The 20473-nt window shown below is 47.3% G+C and carries 19 protein-coding genes and 1 riboswitch; of the genes, 8 read left to right on the top strand and 11 right to left on the bottom strand.

The genetic code is table 11. From position 1 onward, the window contains the following. Positions 1 to 12 precede the first annotated feature (12 nt). The gene (locus BLS03_RS11955) at positions 13 to 432 is read right to left on the bottom strand and encodes a secondary thiamine-phosphate synthase enzyme YjbQ (protein WP_093274029.1); all 420 of its coding nucleotides are present in this window, start codon (positions 430 to 432) and stop codon (positions 13 to 15) included. 292 nt (positions 433 to 724) lie between these two features. On the opposite strand from BLS03_RS11955, the gene pgi reads away from it, so the two are divergent. Further along, positions 725 to 2377, top strand: a complete 1653-nt coding sequence (pgi, locus tag BLS03_RS11950; RefSeq protein WP_093274268.1) for a glucose-6-phosphate isomerase — start codon at positions 725 to 727, stop codon at positions 2375 to 2377. A gap of 109 nt (positions 2378 to 2486) precedes the next feature. Here pgi and BLS03_RS11945 read toward each other — a convergent pair whose 3' ends face one another. From BLS03_RS11945 to msrA, 8 genes are all read right to left on the bottom strand, one after another. Beyond that, complete coding sequence (locus tag BLS03_RS11945; protein ID WP_093274025.1) at positions 2487 to 3380, bottom strand: TIGR03899 family protein; 894 nt, start codon at positions 3378 to 3380, stop codon at positions 2487 to 2489. A 293-nt stretch (positions 3381 to 3673) separates the two neighbouring features. Then, positions 3674 to 4183 carry a DUF3299 domain-containing protein gene (locus tag BLS03_RS11940; protein ID WP_093274021.1) on the bottom strand — a complete coding sequence of 170 codons (510 nt, stop codon included), beginning with the start codon at positions 4181 to 4183 and terminating at the stop codon, positions 3674 to 3676. A gap of 5 nt (positions 4184 to 4188) precedes the next feature. Next, positions 4189 to 5448: an ABC transporter permease gene (locus BLS03_RS11935; protein ID WP_093274017.1), complete on the bottom strand. Its 1260-nt coding sequence runs from the start codon at positions 5446 to 5448 to the stop codon at positions 4189 to 4191. Beyond that, positions 5445 to 6158, bottom strand: coding sequence for an ABC transporter ATP-binding protein (locus BLS03_RS11930; protein ID WP_093274013.1), 714 nt, complete (start codon positions 6156 to 6158; stop codon positions 5445 to 5447). Before BLS03_RS11930 ends, BLS03_RS11935 begins: the two co-directional genes overlap by 4 nt. 55 nt (positions 6159 to 6213) lie before the next feature. After that, a complete protein-coding gene (gene zrgA, locus BLS03_RS11925) occupies positions 6214 to 6882 on the bottom strand; it encodes a zinc uptake protein ZrgA (RefSeq protein WP_093274009.1) in 669 nt (222 codons plus the stop codon). Between the two features lie 50 nt (positions 6883 to 6932). Then, positions 6933 to 7211, bottom strand: a complete 279-nt coding sequence (locus BLS03_RS11920; protein ID WP_093274005.1) for a DUF2607 family protein — start codon at positions 7209 to 7211, stop codon at positions 6933 to 6935. An 86-nt stretch (positions 7212 to 7297) separates the two neighbouring features. Beyond that, positions 7298 to 7843 (bottom strand): YtfJ family protein, encoded by a 546-nt coding sequence (locus tag BLS03_RS11915; RefSeq protein ID WP_093274001.1) that lies wholly within the window; start codon positions 7841 to 7843, stop codon positions 7298 to 7300. Positions 7844 to 8007: 164 nt separating this feature from the next. After that, on the bottom strand, positions 8008 to 8637 hold the full coding sequence (gene msrA, locus BLS03_RS11910; RefSeq protein ID WP_093273997.1) for a peptide-methionine (S)-S-oxide reductase MsrA: 630 nt from the start codon (positions 8635 to 8637) through the stop codon (positions 8008 to 8010). 119 nt (positions 8638 to 8756) lie between these two features. Here msrA and tamA point away from each other — a divergent pair, with 119 nt between their 5' ends. From tamA to BLS03_RS11890, 4 genes are all read left to right on the top strand, one after another. Further along, entirely contained in the window at positions 8757 to 10472 is a 1716-nt protein-coding gene (tamA, locus tag BLS03_RS11905; protein ID WP_093273995.1) for an autotransporter assembly complex protein TamA, read from the top strand. Further along, positions 10469 to 14251 carry an autotransporter assembly complex protein TamB gene (tamB, locus tag BLS03_RS11900; protein ID WP_093273991.1) on the top strand — a complete coding sequence of 1261 codons (3783 nt, stop codon included), beginning with the start codon at positions 10469 to 10471 and terminating at the stop codon, positions 14249 to 14251. The genes tamA and tamB overlap by 4 nt, the downstream gene beginning before the upstream one ends. A 44-nt stretch (positions 14252 to 14295) precedes the next feature. Then, positions 14296 to 14643 carry a gamma-glutamylcyclotransferase family protein gene (locus tag BLS03_RS11895; RefSeq protein WP_093273988.1) on the top strand — a complete coding sequence of 116 codons (348 nt, stop codon included), beginning with the start codon at positions 14296 to 14298 and terminating at the stop codon, positions 14641 to 14643. Between the two features lie 110 nt (positions 14644 to 14753). After that, on the top strand, positions 14754 to 15098 hold the full coding sequence (locus tag BLS03_RS11890; RefSeq protein WP_176765585.1) for a DUF2799 domain-containing protein: 345 nt from the start codon (positions 14754 to 14756) through the stop codon (positions 15096 to 15098). A gap of 87 nt (positions 15099 to 15185) precedes the next feature. Here the strand turns inward: BLS03_RS11890 and ppa are convergent, their stop codons facing one another. Both ppa and fbp read right to left on the bottom strand, forming a co-directional pair. Further along, on the bottom strand, positions 15186 to 15713 hold the full coding sequence (gene ppa / locus BLS03_RS11885) for an inorganic diphosphatase (RefSeq protein WP_093273981.1): 528 nt from the start codon (positions 15711 to 15713) through the stop codon (positions 15186 to 15188). Between the two features lie 191 nt (positions 15714 to 15904). After that, complete coding sequence (gene fbp, locus BLS03_RS11880; protein ID WP_093273978.1) at positions 15905 to 16924, bottom strand: class 1 fructose-bisphosphatase; 1020 nt, start codon at positions 16922 to 16924, stop codon at positions 15905 to 15907. Positions 16925 to 17244: 320 nt separating this feature from the next. Here fbp and mpl point away from each other — a divergent pair, with 320 nt between their 5' ends. The 3 genes from mpl (at position 17245) to thiB (ending at position 20465) form a co-directional block, all read left to right on the top strand. Then, complete coding sequence (gene mpl, locus BLS03_RS11875; protein ID WP_093273974.1) at positions 17245 to 18600, top strand: UDP-N-acetylmuramate:L-alanyl-gamma-D-glutamyl-meso-diaminopimelate ligase; 1356 nt, start codon at positions 17245 to 17247, stop codon at positions 18598 to 18600. Positions 18601 to 18617: 17 nt separating this feature from the next. Next, positions 18618 to 19256, top strand: a complete 639-nt coding sequence (locus BLS03_RS11870; protein WP_093273971.1) for a flavin prenyltransferase UbiX — start codon at positions 18618 to 18620, stop codon at positions 19254 to 19256. A 31-nt stretch (positions 19257 to 19287) separates the two neighbouring features. Beyond that, positions 19288 to 19404, top strand: a riboswitch (TPP riboswitch). A gap of 53 nt (positions 19405 to 19457) precedes the next feature. After that, positions 19458 to 20465, top strand: coding sequence for a thiamine ABC transporter substrate binding subunit (thiB, locus tag BLS03_RS11865; RefSeq protein ID WP_245696670.1), 1008 nt, complete (start codon positions 19458 to 19460; stop codon positions 20463 to 20465). The last annotated feature ends 8 nt before the right edge of the window (positions 20466 to 20473 follow it).

Raw genomic sequence — 20473 nt, 5'->3', positions numbered from 1 at the left:
GTTACCTAGGTGTTACTCACCTTGAATCGTGGCGATAATGCGCCTGTTACCGCCGTGGTCACGATGTTCACCCAAATAGATGCCTTGCCAAGTTCCGAGCGCTAAACGGCCATTTTGAATCGGAATTGACACGCTAGTGCCAAGTGTTGAAGCTTTGATGTGTGCGGGCATGTCATCATCACCTTCATAGGTATGCTGGTAATAGGGCGCTCGCTCTGGCACAAAATGATTAAAATGTTTTTCCATATCGGCGCGCACCGTCGGATCTGCATTTTCATTGATGGTTAAACTGGCGGAAGTATGTTGAATAAATAGGTGTAATATTCCCACAGAATAGCTTGAAATCTCGACTAATTGTTGTTCAATTTCATCAGTTACTAAGTGAAAACCGCGAGAACGCGCCCTAAGTTGAATACTTTTCTGCTTCCACATGTTGAATCCTTGATAATCTATTTGGCAAATGAATCGTTACAGGCTATGTTTGGCGTTTTTGCTAACCTTGCTTAGCAAAGCCTATCTAAGTTATCGTGATATATCTCAATGATGGTGCAACACAGCTGAGCCATAATTGCACATTGAAAATTAATTACAAAGTTTTTGCTCGCGCTTGAAAAAAGCAAAAACGAACCAGCTTTTTTATTCTTAAAATCGGGGATTCTACCACCCATAATTATCGGTTATGGTTTGCTTGGAATCAGTCCACTGTAATCTCGGGATGCATATTATGTTGAAAAATATCAATCCAACACAGACACAAGCTTGGAAAGCACTTACTGCCCACTTTGAAACTGCTCAGGACATGGAATTAAAAGACCTGTTCGCACAAAACCCGCAGCGTTTTGACCAATACTCTGCACGTTTTGGCGCTGATATTCTGGTCGACTACTCAAAAAACTTAGTCAATGAAGAAACGCTAAAGCACCTCTTTGCTCTTGCTAAAGAGACTGAGCTGAAATCGGCGATTGAAGCCATGTTTAGCGGTGAAGCGATCAACCAGACTGAAGGTCGCTCAGTTCTGCATACTGCACTGCGTAACCGTAGCAATACGCCAGTGAAAGTGGATGGCGAAGATGTTATGCCGGCAGTTAATGCCGTTCTCGACAAAATTAAATCTTTTACTGACCGTGTGATTGGCGGTGAGTGGAAAGGTTACACAGGCAAAGCGATTACCGATGTGGTTAACATTGGTATCGGTGGTTCAGACCTTGGTCCTTACATGGTGACTGAAGCGCTAGCACCATACACAAACCACCTTAACATGCATTTCGTTTCTAACGTCGACGGTACTCATATCGTTGAAACGTTGAAACCGCTGAATCCTGAAACCACGCTATTCTTGATTGCTTCTAAAACGTTTACCACTCAAGAAACCATGACTAACGCGCATACGGCTCGTGATTGGTTCTTGGCTGAAGCAAGCGACACTGCGCACGTTGCTAAGCACTTTGCGGCGCTTTCAACCAACGCAGCGGCCGTTTCTGAATTCGGTATTGATACTGACAACATGTTTGAATTCTGGGATTGGGTTGGCGGTCGTTACTCATTGTGGTCAGCGATTGGTCTGTCTATCGCTCTTGCCGTTGGTTTTGACAACTTTGTTGAGCTGCTCGACGGTGCTCATGAGATGGATAAGCACTTCTCAACGACAGAGCTTGAAAGCAACATCCCAGTGATTTTGGCGTTGATTGGTCTTTGGTACAACAACTTCCATGGCGCGGAGTCAGAAGCTATTTTGCCGTACGATCAGTACATGCATCGTTTCGCAGCTTACTTCCAACAAGGCAATATGGAATCAAACGGTAAGTATGTTGACCGTAATGGCAACCCAGTAACTTACCAAACCGGTCCAATTATCTGGGGTGAACCAGGGACGAATGGTCAGCACGCGTTTTATCAGTTAATCCACCAAGGAACCAAACTGATTCCGTGTGATTTCATTGCTCCAGCACTCAGCCATAATCCAACCGGCGATCATCATCAAAAACTGATGTCTAACTTCTTTGCTCAAACGGAAGCATTGGCATTTGGTAAATCGGCTGAAACAGTGAAAGCTGAGCTAGAAAAAGCGGGTAAATCGGCTGAAGAAGTCGCAGCGTTAGTACCATTTAAAGTGTTTGAGGGTAACCGCCCAACCAACTCGATTTTGGTTAAGCAAATTACACCACGCACCTTGGGTAACTTGATTGCGATGTATGAACACAAAATCTTTGTTCAAGGCGTTATCTGGAACATCTTCACTTTTGACCAGTGGGGTGTGGAATTGGGTAAACAACTTGCCAACCAAATCCTTCCAGAGCTTGCTGATGACAGCGCGATCAGCAGTCATGACAGCTCAACCAACGGTTTGATTAACGCGTTTAAAGCATTTAAAGCGTAATTGACATCAAATCGAAAATAAAAAAGAGCGCTGCGGCGCTCTTTTTTATTGTCTATGGCTAACTGCTAGCGCCTATTCATTATCAGCGGCTACGGCTCATTATCAACAACTACACGGTGTGATGCATGGTGGATTGCACGTCGGTCTGGACGGCAAATTTCTGATTGAGTAGCGCCACCAATTCGTCGTAATACTGCATGTTGGGCTTATTACCGAGCAATTTACACAGCTCATTACCTGTTGGTGTAAAACGATAATAGAGTAAGTGTACGCCTTTGGCTTGGGCTTGAAGAGACAGATGTTTGCCTTGATAACCCAGTGACAGAGGTGTTTCCATACCAATCTCTCCGGACTCGAGCTCTGTGGCATGCATGATGCCAAGTTCAAACAGAATCAGCAGGCTGGAGTAGTTGAGGTGAAAATGGCCGATATTGAGATTATTGGTCAGCACTCGGCGACTAAAGCTGAAAATGCCGCCCTGCGTTTTCAGGCCAAGCAATAGTTTGCGACTGTTATCCGCGCCAAAGTAACAAGATAAACTGGCGGCACGCTGCAGAATTTGCGCTTCTTTGGGCGTCATATCTTTGAGGATTTTGAGTGCTTTCATTGAAGTGGACCCCGGATTGGTCACTTCACGTTTGAGCACTTGCGCCCACAGCTTTTGCATTGAGGTGTTGTGAATATCTTTGGCTAAATCGAAAAAGCGCTGCAGCCAGTCTTGGTCAGGATCGCCAGCGGTCTCTTTCTTACATGAGGCGTACGCAACTTTGATGATTTGTTCGAGGTTTTTCTGCTGTAATTCTTTGCGTTGGCGCTCACGTACTAAGGCGCGCTCTAGCAATGTTTTCTCAGGAGTTTCGTTTAACAGCAGCGCATTGAGGCCGTAAGTATTCGCGATACTTTGAATTCGGTCACCGCTGTCTTTGATATAACTGGACTTTCTCTCCTGGCGCGGCGCGTCCGATTGCTGATCAATGATCACTGGCTGTTGTTGTTCTGTCATTCCACTTCACTCAACCCTATCTGCGTTATGGTTTTTACTCTAACGCGATAATGACTTACTCGCTACCTAAACCCTGTGACGTGCTTTCGAAAATTAGGCTACCACGAATGATAATAACTTGTTAAAATTGTTATCGTTATTTTAGTGATCGATAAAGTACTCTATGAGCAAAATAAAAAAACACCTGTCGATTGCCTTGTTATTCTTCATGTATGTCGCGGTGCTTATCTACCTTTCTGACTACATTCGATAACGCAGGCCCTCAACAGGCGCTTGTTTGATGAGCCGCTCGGCTACATCGCTTCTCCATCATCGTATTCTTCTATGCGCTCGCCTTCCACCACATATGCAGTGGTGGCAAGGTCAGTGCTGATTGATTCTGTTTTCAGCGTACCAACCACATAGATGACATCCCATAATTCTTGCACCGGGGCGCCTTTAGGGAATTTGACGTAGATGATTTGATTTGGTGGTGGTGGCGGTACGTGAATACAGGCACCGAAATAAGGCACCAATAAAAACTCCGTGACGGTATTTTCATCGCCTTCCAATGGAATGACAAAGCCAGGAATCTTGATTTGGCTTCCGTTCAGTTCACTGCGAGTGCCACCAATGCTGGATTGTTTGGCCGCGCCACCAGAGTGATCGGTCATCGGCATGCCGCTTTCATCAAATTGATTACGTTCATTCTCTGGAATTAAATCAATCCAATTTAAGTTGAGAGTCTCATCTTGCGCGTAGCTTGGTAGCGCGCTGAATAGGCTCAGTAGCATCACGCTCAGCAGCGCGAATCGTTTCAACATAACAGTTAAATCCTAATGGTCATGCCATCGCTAAGCGATTGGCGATAAGCTCTAAAAGCAGGAATAAAGCCGATTAATATTCCAGCGAGTTGGACGAATCCGATCAACATCCATTCGTGTGAGGTAATGCCTGTCATCGCGACTTTGATGCCGTAGTGGTGTTGAATCAACGGATGAACCGCGCCGAGCAGAGCATAAAGCCCAATCACGCCCACCAAAATGCCGACACTGGTAAGTGCGCTGGCTTCAAGCACCAATAGGCTAAATACGTGTTTCGGCCTTGCTCCCATGGCGCGCAAAATTGCCATTTCACGGCGGCGCTCTTGTAAGCTGGTTAATAAGCTGCTGAGCATGCCCAGTAGACCTGAAATCACCACAAACACCGATACTGCCATTAAAGCTTGCTCTGCAACCGACATCATTCCCCACAACTCTTGCAGCGCAACGCCGGGAATAATCGCACTTAGTGGCTCTTTTGGATAGGTGTTGATCTGCCTTTGCAGGGCAAAAGTTTGAATTTTAGACTTCAAGCCGATCAGCATCGCCGTAATCTGGTTAGGCGTGAAATCACGCTTGAGCAGTTGGTCGGCGGAAGGCGTATTGCCTAAGTGGGCGCCCGATTCCCAACCAACGTGAATGGCTTCAATTGCCTCAAGAGATACGTGGACCGTTTTATCCACCGGAGTACCGGTTGGAGCCAAAATACCGACCACTTCAAATGGCAATTTGTCATGGCGACTAAATGCGACATCACTGATGCCATGGGCAATAATGATTTTACTACCGACGTGATAGCCCAGTGATTTTGCGACATCGGAACCGATAACGGTCTGGAACAATCCTTTAAATTCATGGCCTTGGCTAAAGCTTAACGGCTGTTTTTGACCATAGCGAAAATGCTCGAAATAGTTATGGTTGGTACCCATAACGCGAAAGCCTTTGTGTGAGTCACCAAGTGAGATCGGGATCGTCCATTTGACCGCGGGATTATGGGCAAATTCTTGGTAGCTTTTCCAATCGATATTATTAGTGGCATTACCGATGCGAAAGACCGAATAAAGCAGTAAGTTCACTTGGCCAGAGCGTCCGCCGACAATCAGATCGGTGCTGGAAATGGTATTGGCAAAGCTGCTCTTCGCCTGAGTTCGAATACGCTCAACGCCCATCAGCAAAATCACTGAAATCGCGACGGTGAGTATGGTGAGAATTGCGGTGGCTTTGCGGTTGCGAACACTTTTCCACGCCAAATTTAAGATGGTGTTCATTGGCTGCCTCGCGCTTGATTTAACTGAGTTAAGTCGATGCTTTTGTCAAACAGCGGCTCAAGAGTTGGATCATGGCTGACAAACAGCAATGTCGCGTTGGCGTTGTCGATTTGCTCTTGAAGCAGTTCGATAAAAGCACTGCGATTATCGTAATCCAGTGACGAAGTGGGTTCGTCGGCAATAATCAATGCGGGTGCGCCAATTAAAGCACGCGCTGCCGCAACCCGCTGTTGTTGGCCAATGCTGAGGTTGACCACTGGTTTATCAATGCACGACTTAGGCAAATGTAAACGCTCGAGAAGCTGTTTGGCATTTTGCTCCAAACTGCCTTTGACTCGGTGCTTACGCTGTGCGGAAAACTGGCACGGCAGCGTGACGTTTTCCAGCACGTTAAGGTAAGGCAATAAATTAAATTGTTGAAAAATATAGCCGATGTGGTCAGCGCGAAAACGGTCGCGTTGCCGGCTTGAAAGATCACTTAATTGGGTGTCGAGGACCGTGACTTGGCCTTGGTTAGCTTGATTAATCCCGGTCAATAAGCTGAGCAACGTGGATTTTCCACAGCCACTCGGGCCTTTGATAAAGGCGTGTTCGCCTTGATTGATCGTCAGGGAATCGATAACCAGAGTCGGCTCGCTGGAGGATGGCCAGCTAAAGTGCACATTGTTGAGCTCAATGACCGCACGGCTTTGAGTTTGATGACTGCTCATAACTGTCTCTAGATTTGAAGTAACGCCGACCACGCTAAGGTGGTCGGCATACAAGTTATAGCTTGATAACGGCGTTGTCTTTTGACAGTTCCAATGCGGTTTGCACTTTATCGGTCAGCAAGTTGACACCGATGTGCTCAGTATTAGGGAAGTGTAAGAACCACGAAGTATCGATTTGTTCTAATTCTGCAAATGACTGACATTGATAGTGGTATTCAACCGTAAATGAGCCGTGACCTGAGTGATGGTGTTCGTCATGGTCGTGGTCGTCATGGCCTTGGTGATCATGATCATCATGGCTATGTTCTTCATGCTCATGCTCATGCTCATGCTCATGCTCATGCTCATGCTCATGCTCATGCTCGGCTGCATCATGGTCATGATGCTCTTCATCTTCTTCACTTGCCAGGTTTGCCTGCACATCAATATGTTCGATGCTACAGTTGGCGCTTGCGCTGAGTTGAATCACTTTATCAGGTTGGTTTAGCACTTCCAGCGCTTTGGCGAGCACCGCTTTTTGCTGCTCATTTTCCGGCTGGTGTTCAAAGCCCACCACGTCGGCACCAGGTGCGGTGATTTCCATTAATAGTTCATTGCCATCTTGAGCAATATTTAATTCCACGTGTCCGTGAACATGGGCTTCGTGTTGGCGAAATTCTTCTGCCATTGCAGAAGTCGAAAAAGCGAGACCAACGCACAGCGCTAGTTTGGTGTACTGAGACATAAAATTCCCTTATTTGTTTATTTTTAATGCAGTTTTAGCGTATCAATATGTCAAACAAATAACGGTGGGGAGCGCGCACGATAGGTATGTGATTCAGAGCATGGGATCAGCTGCGTGACGGGCTTTTCAATGACATCGGGCAATGAATCATCAAACCAGATGAGTGGTGCGCTGGTCGCGCCATGATGAACCGAAGAGAATAGGTGGCAATCATGATGGGCATGATGCTCGGTGACCACATCTAAACTGTGGTGAACATAAGCAAGGTTGAGCCAAATTGTCATCACTACCGCAAACAGTGCGAGCAGTTTAAGGCGATGAGGGTTCACGAGCCGATATCCACAGCAGAAAAACAAAAGACCAGAAATGTTATACTATAACACGCTGGTCTTAACGACAAAGTTTTTATAAACCGCTATAGGTTTTGCTTCACCAAGGAGATGACTTGACTGATTTCGTTGTGGTTCAGGGCGCCTTCTTTTACAAACAGCACTTTGCCATGTTTGTCTTGGACAATGATCGCCGACGATTCCGGCTGCAGCTGCCAGCGTTTGGCGACGTTGCCGTTTTCATCCAAGACGATTGATGACCAAGCAAACTCTTTTTTGCTGTCTTGCGCTGAAGATTTCACAAACGACCCGGTGCCCCAGATAGCATCATCTTGATTAATGATGGTGGTGGTTTGGTAACTGTCTTTTGGAAAATCTGCTGCGGTAATGGCTTCCATCAGTGGCGCATTCATTTCTTTGGCGCTGCTGCGTCCTGCTATCGCTTGAATGATGCGAACCTTGCCAATCATATTCTGGCTTTGCCAATTTTGATAAGCGGTGTCGTCACCGTTTAGCACCACTTCCCCATATTCGGAGACGGTTGCCGCAGGGACGGTTTGACCTAATTGAATGTTATGCGCCATTGCAGGAGAGCAGGCTGCGAGCAGTGAGACGAATGTGATTATTTTCATTATTAAATTCCTTGTTACTCGGCAAATGCGTTGTTGAGCGAGCAAAGTATAAAGGCTATTGCCAGTGCTGGGGGAATGTCGCGAAGTTATTGTCGGAAGATTGCCAAGCAGCTCAAAAAAAAGAAGCCTTATAAGGCTTCTTTAGGAACCAAAACACTGGGTAATTAAGCCAAGCTTGGCGGGAAGCACACTCCGGTACCGCCTAGGCCGCAGTATCCTTCAGGGTTCTTTGCCAGATATTGCTGGTGGTAGGTTTCTGCGTAGTAGTAATCACCAGCGGGAAGAATCTCGGTGGTGATGATTTTGCCCGCGCCTAGCAAGTTTTGATATTGCTGCTTGGAGGTTAACGCTTGCTGGTATTGCTCATCGCTGTAGACATAAATTACCGAGCGATACTGAGTGCCCAAATCGTTGCCTTGTTGCATGCCTTGGGTTGGGTCATGACGCTCCCAGAAGTGATGCAGTAGTGCTTCTAATGAGATAACTTGCGGGTCAAATACCACGCGTACCACTTCAGCATGAGCCGTTTGACCTGTGCACACTTCTTCGTAAGTCGGGTTTAAGGTAAATCCACCGGCGTATCCAACCGAGGTGCTGACCACGCCATCAAGCTGCCAAAATAGGCGTTCTGCGCCCCAAAAGCAGCCCATACCAAGCAAAATTTCTTGCTGGCCTGCCAGAGGTTTAGCTGTCAAGCTGGATTGATTAACGAAATGGGTATCTTCCACAACTAAAGGCGTAACGCGGCCAGGTAGAGCCTCGGCTGCGGTAATCATGGTTTGTTTTTTGAGCATGTGACTGTCCTTACCTTCTATTCTTAAAACTACAACTTTAATTGACTGTTTTCGTACAGACTTATCATTGGACTAGAGTTATCATTTCATAACGTTCTATGGATAGCCGTTAATTAAGCATGTTCCGAAAGTCATTACCAGTTTTTATCGCCATCTCCTGTCTATCGAATTTGGCTCATGCTAAGGATATTGATCTTATCGTTAATGGCTTAGACGGCAAGCTAAAAGATAACGTTGACGTCTATCTCTCCTCGATTCCTGAAAAAGACTACTCTGCTGACCTGCGTTTTCAGTCCCGCCTTGAAGATAGCATCAATGAAGCTCTCAATGCGCTGGGTTATTACAATGCCGAAATCAGCTTTGATTATGAGAAAGAGTCTCAAGAGTTGAAGGTAAATGTGGTGCCGGGCGAACCTGTCACTGTTGCCGAAGTGGATGTTGAGCTTACCGGCGAAGCCAAATCTGACCCAGACTTTATCAAAGCGGTGCAGAACAGTCGCCTTGAAGTCGGCTCGGTGCTTCATCATAGCGACTATGAAGCGCTTAAATCCAAGCTAAGGAATCTAGCGTTAAAGAAGGGCTATTTTAACGCCAAATATGATGTTAGCCGGCTCGAAGTCTCTCCTGTGCGCAATCAAGCATTTATTCGTCTGCATTATGACAGCGGTCAGCGCTACCACTTTGGTGAAACCACCATCACTGGTAGCCAAATAGAGCTTGATCGGGTGCAGTCGTTACAACCGTACAAGCAAGGGGAACCCTACTTAGTTTCTGAGGTCGGAAAGTTTAATAGCAATCTTTCCAATACCGATTGGTTCTCTTCAGTGGTGGTCGCGCCGGACTTAAGCAAACTCGATAGCCAACGCGAACTGCCGATGAATGTGAGTTTGGCGCCGCAATCGCGTAACCAGCTTGAAACCGGTATTGGCTATTCCACCGACGTTGGTGTGCGCGGCTCGCTGAAATGGAACAAGCCTTGGGTTAACTCGCGCGGTCATAGCTTTGATAGCAGTTTCTCGCTTTCAAAACCTGAGCAGACCATTACTGCGGGTTATCGCATTCCTTTGGACGATGTATTGCATCAGTACTACCGCATTCAATATGGGATGAAAAAAGTCGACAACCGCGATACCAATAGCCTTGAGTCCAATTTGCAGTTTGAGCGCCATTGGCTAGCCGATAAAGGTTGGCATAAAACGGTGTATTTACGCTATCTGATTGAAAACTACGAGCAAGGTTTGCAAGACGATATTGGCCAGTTTGTGATGCCGGGGATTTCATTTAGTCGCACTCGCACTCGCGGCGGTTCGATGCCGTCGTGGGGAGATAAGCAGAGCATCACCTTTGAATACGGTGACAAAAACGTCTTTTCTGAAACCAGCGTGCTGCGCATTATCGGCAGCAGTTCGTGGATTCGTAGCCTTGGCGATAATCATCGTGGTTTGTGGAAGGTCAATGGTGGTGTCAACCTGACCGATGAATTTGACCGTTTGTCGCCGTCGCTGCGTTTCTTTGCCGGTGGTGATAACAGCATTCGCGGTTACGGTTATGAGTCGATTTCGCCAGTCGATTCCAGTAACTCACTTACTGGTGCGAAGTACTTACTGACCAATACGCTCGAATATCAATATCGCTTGACCGGTGATTGGTGGGGCGCACTGTTTTACGATACCGGTGATGCGTTTAATGACACGCCGGATCTCAAAGATGGCGTTGGTTTTGGCGTGCGCTGGGCATCGCCGGTGGGGCCAATCGCATTAGATTTCGCTTGGGGACTTGACTCCGACCCAGGCGATCGTTTCCAGATTCATTTCTCCTTGGGGCCTGAACTATGACCAAACGTTTGTTGAAATGGTCAAAATGGTTTTCCGTTGGCCTGATTTCTGTGTGTGTGGTGTTGGTGTCACTGCTGGGGATTGTGCTGTTTACCAATCCGGGTTTGAAACTGGCACTGTGGGGCGCGCAAAAAGCGCTGCCTGAGCTGCACGTTGGCGAAGTTAAAGGTGCGCTGCTGCCAAGATTTACCCTCAACGATGTCGAATATAAAAGCCAGCCACTCAACTTAGATGCCAAAGTGCAGCACCTTTCTCTGGCGTTGAATTTAAGCTGCTTTACTGAACCATCGGTGTGTGTGGATGATCTCACCGTCCGCGGTTTAGATCTTAAGCTACCGACCTTGCCGCCAAGTTCTGATGCGGATCAAGAGCCGCCAAGCGACGAGCCATTAGCGGCGATCACCGCGCCAGTGCCAATCAGTATTGGCCGCGTTGAACTGTCTGATATTCATGCCAATGTGCTTGGTAACGATGTTCGCTGGCAGCGTTTTACCACCGGCGCTGAGTTTGCTGGTAACCAGCTGCGCTTAAAACCAACGCTGTGGAAAAACATTCAAGTGGCATTAGCGCCAAGCAGCGATGATACGCAAAACACCACTGCCAACCGTCAGGCTAAGCCAAGCATCCATTCCCCTCGCCAAGCGTTAGTCTTGCCTGAGGTGACTTTGCCGCTGCAATTGGAAATTCCAAGTTTTGTGGTCGAATCTTTTACGCTCGACCAAAAGCCGCAAGCGCTTAAAGTCGAGCGCCTGAAATTGGCCGCCAGCGCCAAACGTCATTCCGTCACGGTCAAAACGCTTGAGTTGGCGATGCCGCAAGGCGAGGCCAAGCTCGATGCCAAAGCCACTCTCAAAGGGGATTACCCACTGGCGCTGAATTTGAGCGCCGAAGCCAAAGACCCGATCGCCAAAGGCCAGAAGTTAGCGCTTACTGCCAGAGGTAGTGTGGCTGATTTAGCCTTAAAAGCGAATTTATCTGGGCCCGCAAGCGCCAAATTGAATGCGCACGTACAAGCGCTCAAAGCCGAATTACCGTTTGAGTTAACCCTTAATGATGTGAATGCTCAGTGGCCGCTGGTGGGCGCCAGTGAGTATCAAATCAAGCAAACACACGCCAATATTCAAGGTGATTTAAATGGCTATCAGCTGAGTTTAAATAGTGAGGTCAACGGTCAAGCGATTCCAGAGCTTAAAGCCAAGCTAAGTGGCCAAGGTGACGACAAACACATTGATTTGTCGCAGCTTAGTATTGATACCTTAGGCGGAAACCTGGCTGGTAGCGTGGGTGCCAATTGGGCTGATTTAGCCAGTTGGCAGGCTAATTTGCAGCTCGATAACATTCAGCCGGGGCTGCAATGGCCGCAGGCCGAAGGCAGTATTAGCGGCCATCTTAAAACCACCGGACAACTGACGGCGCAAAACGGTTGGCAAGTGGCGCTGCCTGAGCTCGATATTCAAGGGGTACTGCGTGACTATCCGTTAAATATTAATGGTCAACTCAGCGCGCAAGATTTAACTGGCCAAGGTGATATTGAAGTAAAAACACCGAAGTTAGTGCTTGCCCACGGCCCCAATCAATTAACCGCTCAAGGTGAATTGGACAAACAGTGGCGTATGCAAGTGGCGGTCGATTTTCCCGATTTGGCGAAAACCGTGCCGGATCTTAGTGGTCAAGTGCAGGGCGATATTAAGCTGACCGGCGCGCTTGAGCAGCCCAAAGTCGATGTAAAACTCGATGCCGATACACTCAACTGGCAAAATCAGGCCAAAGTTGCGGCGGTGCATTTAGCCGGGCAAATTCAGCCCTTACCACAGCCACAAGGCAAACTCTCTTTAGCGGTCGATGATGCGCACTACCAAGACGTTGATGTGAGCAGTGTTAAGCTGCGTTTTGATGGTGACCAAAGCCAGCATAAGTTGAGCTTAGATTTGTTGTCGAATTTGGTTTCCACCAGTTTGGCAGTAAAAGGTAAGCTGGCACTGGAGCCCGATTTAGTTTGGTCTGGTGAGCTTTCTCGCGCCAATATTAAATCCGAGCAAGGTGAATGGGTGTTAAATCACGCCACTCCAATCAAATATACCGGTAGCACTCAGAAGGCGTTTGTCGGCCACCATTGCTGGCGTCAGAATGGCTCGTCAGTCTGTCTTGACAAAGATCTTTCCGCTGGCAAATCCGGCGAAGCACACCTCAAAGTGGATCACTTTGACTTTGACCAAATCGCGATGTTCTTACCTCCGGAAACCTCAGTCAAAGGCAGCGTCGATGCCAATATCTGGGCGAAATGGCAAGCACAGGGCGCGCCACAGCTGAAAGCGAAAGTGACGTTACCAGCTGGCAAAGTTACTCAAAAAATGGATAAGCCAGTCACACTTGGTTGGGATGCCATGGAGTTCAACGCCAATCTGCTCAATGACAAACTTAATGCCGATTGGAATATTCAAATCACTGATAACGGTGATTTAAGCGGGCGCTTGGCGATTCCGAATGTCAAAGTGGAAAACAAGCAGCTTGATGGTCACGTTGAGCTTTCGAGCTTTAGTGTGAAGTTCTTAAGCCCGTTACTGGGTCCTTACAGCAAGCTTAATTCGGTGCTCAGCGCCAACGTTGATGTCAACGGTCCGATCATGCAGCCTAAAGTCTCCGGCCAAGTGAAAGTTGATGACATGCTGTTCCAAGGCGATATTGCGCCAGTGGAAGTAACATCAGGTAATGTGCTGTTGGATTTAAAAGGTTATCAAGCCAATCTTAATGCCAAAATTCAAACACCAGATGGCGAACTGAATGTTAATGGTGATGCAGATTGGCGAGACTTGGCGGCGTGGAACACCAAAGTGCATGTGTTTGCTGACGATCTGAAAGTCGACCTGCCGCCGATGGTCAAAGTGCAAGTTCAGCCTGATATGACCATTGCCGTAACCCCGCATCAAGCCAAAATTGATGGTGATATTACTCTGCCGTGGGGGCGAATTACGGTTGAGGAGTTACCACCGAGCGCGGTGAGTGTCTCAAAAGATCAGGTACTGCTTGATGAGCAACTTAAGCCAATCGATGATAGCGACAAGTTACCATTTGATATCGAGACTAACATCGGCATCCATATAGGCGATGACTTTAAGTTGTCGGCGTTTGGACTCAAAGGCGGCCTGAAAGGTGGTTTAAAAGTCGCGCAGAAAGATCGCGGTCCATTTGTGACGGGCGAAGTCAATATCGTCAACGGTACTTATACCTCATTTGGTCAAGACTTGGTGATTAAAGAAGGTAAAGTGTTGATGAATGGCCCAGTCGATCAGCCATATGTGGCGATCACTGCGATTCGTAACCCAGATACCACTCAAGACGATGTTGTGGCTGGGGTGAAGGTCACCGGCCCTGCCGATGAGCCACAAATGACGATTTTCTCTGAGCCATCCATGCCGCAGGCGAATGCGCTATCTTATTTATTACGTGGGCAAGATATTGATGGTGAAGCTGGCGGCAATACCATGACGACCGCACTGATTGGCCTTAGTTTGGCGCAAAGTGGTAAAGTCGTTGGGGAAATTGGCGAAGCATTTGGTGTACAAGATTTGCAATTGGATACCGAAGGCGCTGGCGATGATTCGCAAGTCACCGTCAGTGGGTATATTCTGCCAGGACTGCAAGTGAAATACGGCGTGGGTATCTTTGACTCTGTGGGTGAGTTTACCGTTCGTTATCGCTTGATGCAGGATCTGTACGTGGAAGCCGTATCAGGGCTCGACAGTGCGGTTGACCTGTTGTATCAATTTGAATTCGACTGAGAGGTTGAGCGACGAGAAAGCCGAGTCGGCTCTTAAGGATAGCTATGCAACATTTGGTTTTTGTCTATGGAACATTGCGTCAGGGAGAGAGCAATCACCATCTAATGGCGCGCAGCGAGTTACTGGGAACTCACGAGACGCCACCTGAATATGCCTTGTACGACTTGGGCGCTTATCCCGCTGTCGTGCCCGGTCATCAAACGATTCGTGGTGAGGTGTATCTTATCGATAACGACACCTTGAGCGAGCTGGATATATTAGAAGATGTGCCAGTTGAATATCGGCGCGAGCAGATTGCTACACCCTTTGGTCTAGCTTGGATCTACCTTTATCAAAATGCGAATAATCTCGAAATGCTAATAGATTCAGGTGATTGGTCGCAAAAAGTGTGATTCATTTAAATGATAGGTTGTGTAATTTGCATAGATTTACATAATTTGTGCGGCTCTTTACAGTATCCAACCCTATACTCATTATGGTCTTAATGAGAGAGGGCTCTAAGATGAAAGGACTAATTCTAACCGCCGCAGTATTGGTACTCGCAGGTTGTAGTGCGCAGCAGCACAGCATGCCAATGGCAAATCAAAACTGGCAAGACTTCGGTTATGAACAAGCGATGGATGGCCAAGCAAAACAAATGATGTCTTCGTTATCTATTTCTGATCAAATGTATGCTCAGTATAGCGATGGCTATGAAATGGGGCGTACTAAGTTCTGTGGACAAGATGCGTTTCGAGTTGGTTTCCTAGGTAAAAGCTACCAAGGTATTTGCGACAATATTGACGCCTCTTTTCACGATGAATACCAAGAAGGACTGTGGTGGGATGACGGTGCGAGCCTAGAATAACCGTTGAGTGCCTGTCACCATTTAGCTTGATAGCGAATAATAAAAAAGCCAGTGTAAACACTGGCTTTTATTCTTTTTAAGCAACGCTTATTTTTGCGCGCGCTCGTAAGAAGTAAGAATCTCTTGGCGAGCTGACTCTGCGTTTTCCCAACCGTCAACTTTTACCCACTTACCAGACTCAAGTTCTTTGTAACGCTCAAAGAAGTGAGTGATTTGCGCTTTTAGCAATTCTGGTAGATCGTCAACATCGTTGATGTGATCGTATTCTTTTGACAGTTTAGTGTGTGGTACAGCAACAACTTTTGCATCTTCACCAGATTCATCAGTCATTTTCAGTACGCCAACTGGGCGGCAACGGATAACTGAACCTGGCATTAGAGGGTGCGGAGTTGGAACAAGTACGTCTACTGGGTCACCGTCTAGAGATAGAGTGTGGTTTACGTAACCGTAGTTACATGGGTAGAACATAGGAGCAGACATGAAACGGTCTACGAATACCGCACCAGAGTCTTTGTCGACTTCGTATTTGATAGGATCAGCGTTGGCTGGGATCTCGATTACAACGTAGATATCATCTGGCAGTGACTTACCCGCAGGTACGTTATTTAAGCTCATCGAAGGTTTCCTTTTTAGAAAAATTATATTGGGCTGAAATTACAACCGCACACTTTAGCGGTAAACAGTAGGATGTGTAAATAAAGGATGGCGAGATTTATCTTAACAACTCGACAAAAAGCGCCTAGCCAGGCTAAGCGCAATCAGGGATAAGTTAAAGACCATCCAGCATTTTTTCTAAAGCGGCGCGCTTATTCGCTATCGCTATAGCGCTCTAGGAAATCTTCTACTTTATTTACCATGTTTTTCGAACCGACAAAGAATGGCACACGTTGATGCAGTTCTGTTGGTTCGATATCCATAATTCGCTGTCTGCCATCGGATGCGATACCGCCGGCTTGTTCCATCAAGAACGCCATCGGGTTGCATTCATACAGTAGGCGAAGTTTACCTTGCGGATGGCTTTCAGTACTTGGGTATAAGTAGATGCCACCTTTAAGGAGGTTACGGTGGAAATCAGAAACAAGTGAGCCGATATAGCGTGACGTATATGGGCGACCTTCACTTGGTTGACTTTCCTGACAGTACTTAATGTACTTTTTCACCCCTTGAGGGAAACGAATATAGTTACCTTCGTTGATCGAGTAGATAAAGCCATCTTCAGGGATCATCATGTTTTCATGCGACAAACAGAAGGTGCCAAGGGATGGGTCGTAAGTAAATCCGTTTACGCCATTACCCGTGGTGTACACCAGCATGGTCGAAGAACCGTAAATCACATAGCCTGCGGCGACTTGTTTATTACCTGGCTGGAGGAAGTCTTCTTCAGTTGGCGGAGTACCGATTGGCGAAACACGGCGGTAAATGGAGAAAATTGTACCGACGGAGACGTTAACATCAATATTGGAAGAGCCGTCTAGTGGGTCCATTAGCACCACATATTTGGCATTCTTATTTAACTGCTTATTGAAGGTAACGGCTTCATCTTCTTCTTCACTGGCGACACCACAAACCTGATCTCGAGCTTCAAGTGCAGATTTGAATTTGTCGTTGGCGTATACATCAAGCTTTTGTTGAGCTTCACCTTGGACATTTTCGGTGCCGACGGCGCCAGTAATATCATCAACAAGACCGGCTTTATTAATTTCGCGGTTAACGATCTTTGCTGCGAGACGAATGGACGCTAAAAGGGACGAGAGGTCACCGGTTGCGTGGGGGAAGTCCGCTTGCTTTTCAACAATGAACTCACCAAGGGTGCGCAATCCTGACATGTTTTTTCCTTTCATTAACAATAGTGGGGGTTAGTGAGGAGTAATCTCATCTCTTTATGGATGTTGTGCTGTCCTCTTTAACGATTTTACGGGCGGAATCTTTTTATTGGTAATGAAGTAACCGACTGAGATCTCAGTTTTTATGTTTTATTGAAAAGTTGTTTCATAAAAATTGATTCTAAGCTCAGGCCTGTTATGCCAATGTTGAAGAAGTGTGCAACTTATCTACGAATTACTTATCCGGTGACAAAGCGACTCGCTTTTCTGTTACGTATGAGGATAATGAGCAAGTTATTTAGACATTTCACAGGGTTAAATCTATGCATATTCATATCTTGGGTATTTGTGGCACTTTTATGGGGGGAGCCGCAGTATTGGCACGTCAACTCGGCCATAAAGTGACCGGTTCTGATGCCAACGTTTACCCACCAATGAGTACATTGCTTGAATCTCAAGGTATTGAAATTATAGAGGGTTTTGACCCGTCTCAGCTCGACCCACAGCCAGATTTGGTGGTGATTGGTAATGCGATGACACGTGGTAATCCATGTGTTGAGCATGTACTCAATACCAATATGCGCTACACCTCAGGGCCGCAATGGTTGCAGGAATTTCTGCTCCATGATCGCTGGGTATTGGCTGTGTCGGGTACTCATGGCAAAACCACCACATCCAGTATGCTGGCTTGGATTCTTGAAGCGTGTGATTACCAACCTGGCTTTTTAGTCGGCGGCGTATTGGGGAATTTTGGCGTTTCAGCGCGTTTGGGCGAAAGCATGTTCTTTGTGGTTGAAGCCGATGAATACGACAGTGCTTTTTTTGATAAGCGATCTAAGTTTGTACACTATCATCCTCGCACTCTTGTGACAAATAACCTTGAATTTGATCATGCAGATATCTTCGACGATCTTGAAGCGATCAAGCGACAATTTCACCACTTGGTGCGCACTGTGCCGGGCAACGGACGCATTTTAACGCCGAAAAATGATGCTGCGTTACAAGATGTATTGGCACGTGGTTGCTGGAGTGAAACCGAAACCACTGGCGCAAACGGCGATTGGCGCGCGGAAAAACTCACCAAAGACGGCTCACAGTTTGAGGTTTACTTGCACGATGAGCGAGTTGGTCAGGTCTGCTGGGATTTAGTGGGTGATCATAACGTAGACAACGCTTTGATGGCGATTGCGGCGGCGCGCCATGTCGGCGTAACGCCGGATTTAGCGTGTGAAGCACTCGGACGTTTTATTAATACCAAGCGCCGACTAGAGTTAAAAGGCCAAGTCAATGGCGTGACGGTTTATGACGATTTTGCTCATCATCCGACTGCGATTGAACTGACGCTCGATGGCCTGCGTAACAAAGTGGGTGATAAAAAAATTATCGCTGTACTTGAACCACGCTCAGCCACCATGAAGCGCGGTGTGCACAAAGAGACGTTGGCGGCGTCATTGGCAAAAGCCGACAGTGTGTTTTTGTTCCAACCTAGTAACATTGACTGGTCGGTAAAAGATGTCGCTCAGCAATGTTTGCAACCGGCGTATGTTGGCAGTGATATTGATGCGTTTGTGGCGGATATCGTCAAACATGCCAATCCGGGCGATCAGATTTTGGTCATGAGTAATGGCGGTTTTGAAGGTATTCACGGCAAACTGCTTAAGCAACTAGAAACCAAGTAATTACAGTAAGGTTAACCATGAATCAAACTGCGCAGTCGCCTGATAAAACCATTACGCTCGCTTTTACAGGCGCTTCCGGTGCGCCATATGGCTTGCGCTTATTGGAGTGTTTACTGGCTGCCGATTACACGGTGTATTTACTGATTTCGTCAGCGGCCAGGGTGGTGCTGGCAACCGAACATGGTTTAAAGCTGCCAAGTGGTCCGCAAGCAGCGCATAGCGCACTGGTGGAACACCTTGGTTGCTCGGCGGACAAATTGGTGGTGTGCGGCAAAGAAGATTGGTTTTCTCCAGTGGCGTCGGGCTCTGCTGCGCCAAAACAGATGGTGATTTGCCCGTGTTCGGCGGGCAGTGTCGCCGCGATTGCTCATGGCATGTCTGACAATCTGATTGAACGCGCCGCCGATGTGGTGATCAAAGAGCGCGGTCAATTGCTGCTGGTGGTGCGTGAAACGCCGTTTTCGACCATTCATCTGGAAAACATGCTCAAGCTGTCACAACTTGGAGCGACGATTATGCCTGCCGCGCCCGGTTTTTATCACCAGCCGAGCAGCATCGATGATCTGATTGATTTTATCGTCGCTCGCGTACTTGATCATCTGGGCATCCATCAAGGTTTGATCCCTCGCTGGGGATATGATTCACGTTCGATGTAGCCATGGGCTGAATTTACCACTACAATGCTCGTCACACTCATCGGGGGGCTACTCATTCGTTAAGAATGACGCTGAGATCAAAGCTTGCTTTGGGACCCGTAAACCTGAACCAGATAATGCTGGCGTAGGAATTGGGTCTGGATTACTGCCAAATAACGCATGCCACCTCAAGCCTGTGCCGCTCAACTAAGAGAGCGAGCCGTGAAACACGCAAACCGACTATTTTTATCATCTACCTTTGCCCTTGCCGCAATCATTTCTAGCTCTGCATTTGCCGCAGACAATACTCTCACCGTTTACACTTATGACTCTTTTGCTGCCGATTGGGGCCCTGGGCCTAAAATTAAGCAAGCATTTGAAGCTAAGTGTGGTTGTGATTTGCAGTTCGTTGCGCTTGATGACGGTGTGTCGATTTTAAATCGTCTACGTCTTGAAGGTGACAGTACTAAAGCCGATGTGGTTCTTGGGTTGGATAACAACCTCATTACTGAAGCGAAAGCGACTGGGCTTTTAGCTACGCATAATGTCGATACCCAAGCCGTTACGCTGCCTAATGGCTGGCATGATGATGTGTTTGTGCCCTACGACTACGGTTACTTTGCGTTTGTGTACAACAAAGACAAACTAAAAAATCCGCCCAAGAGTTTGAAAGAATTGGTTGAGCAGCGTGATGATTTAAAAGTGATTTACCAAGATCCGCGCACCTCAACGCCAGGCCAAGGCTTGCTGCTGTGGATGAAAGCGGTCTATGGCGATAAGGCTTCTCAAGCGTGGAAGCAGTTGGCCACTAAAACCGTCACTGTGACCAAAGGTTGGTCTGAGTCTTACTCGATGTTTTTAAACGGCGAGGCGGATATGGTGCTCTCTTACACCACTTCGCCAGCTTATCATTTGATCGCGGAAAATGATGCTCACTACGCGGCTGCCGATTTTAGTGAAGGTCATTACACTCAAGTGGAAGTCGCGGCTAAAGTAAAAACCACCGCACACGGCAAATTAGCCGATGAGTTTATGGCGTTTATCCTAAGTGATGAGTTCCAATCGGTGATGCCAACCGGCAACTGGATGTACCCGGTGACGGATGTCGAGTTACCCAAAGGGTTTGATACGTTAACGATACCAAGTAAAGCGTTAAGTTATAGCCCCGAACAGGTAGCGAATAAGCGCAGTGGCTGGATTCGAGAGTGGCGCAGCGCGTTAACTCAGTAAGGCGTTGT

It is taken from the genome of Vibrio xiamenensis (genome assembly GCF_900100015.1).
Lineage (GTDB): Bacteria > Pseudomonadota > Gammaproteobacteria > Enterobacterales > Vibrionaceae > Vibrio > Vibrio xiamenensis.
Note: the sequence above shows the minus strand (reverse complement) of the source record. Positions and strands in the feature narration are given on the sequence as shown.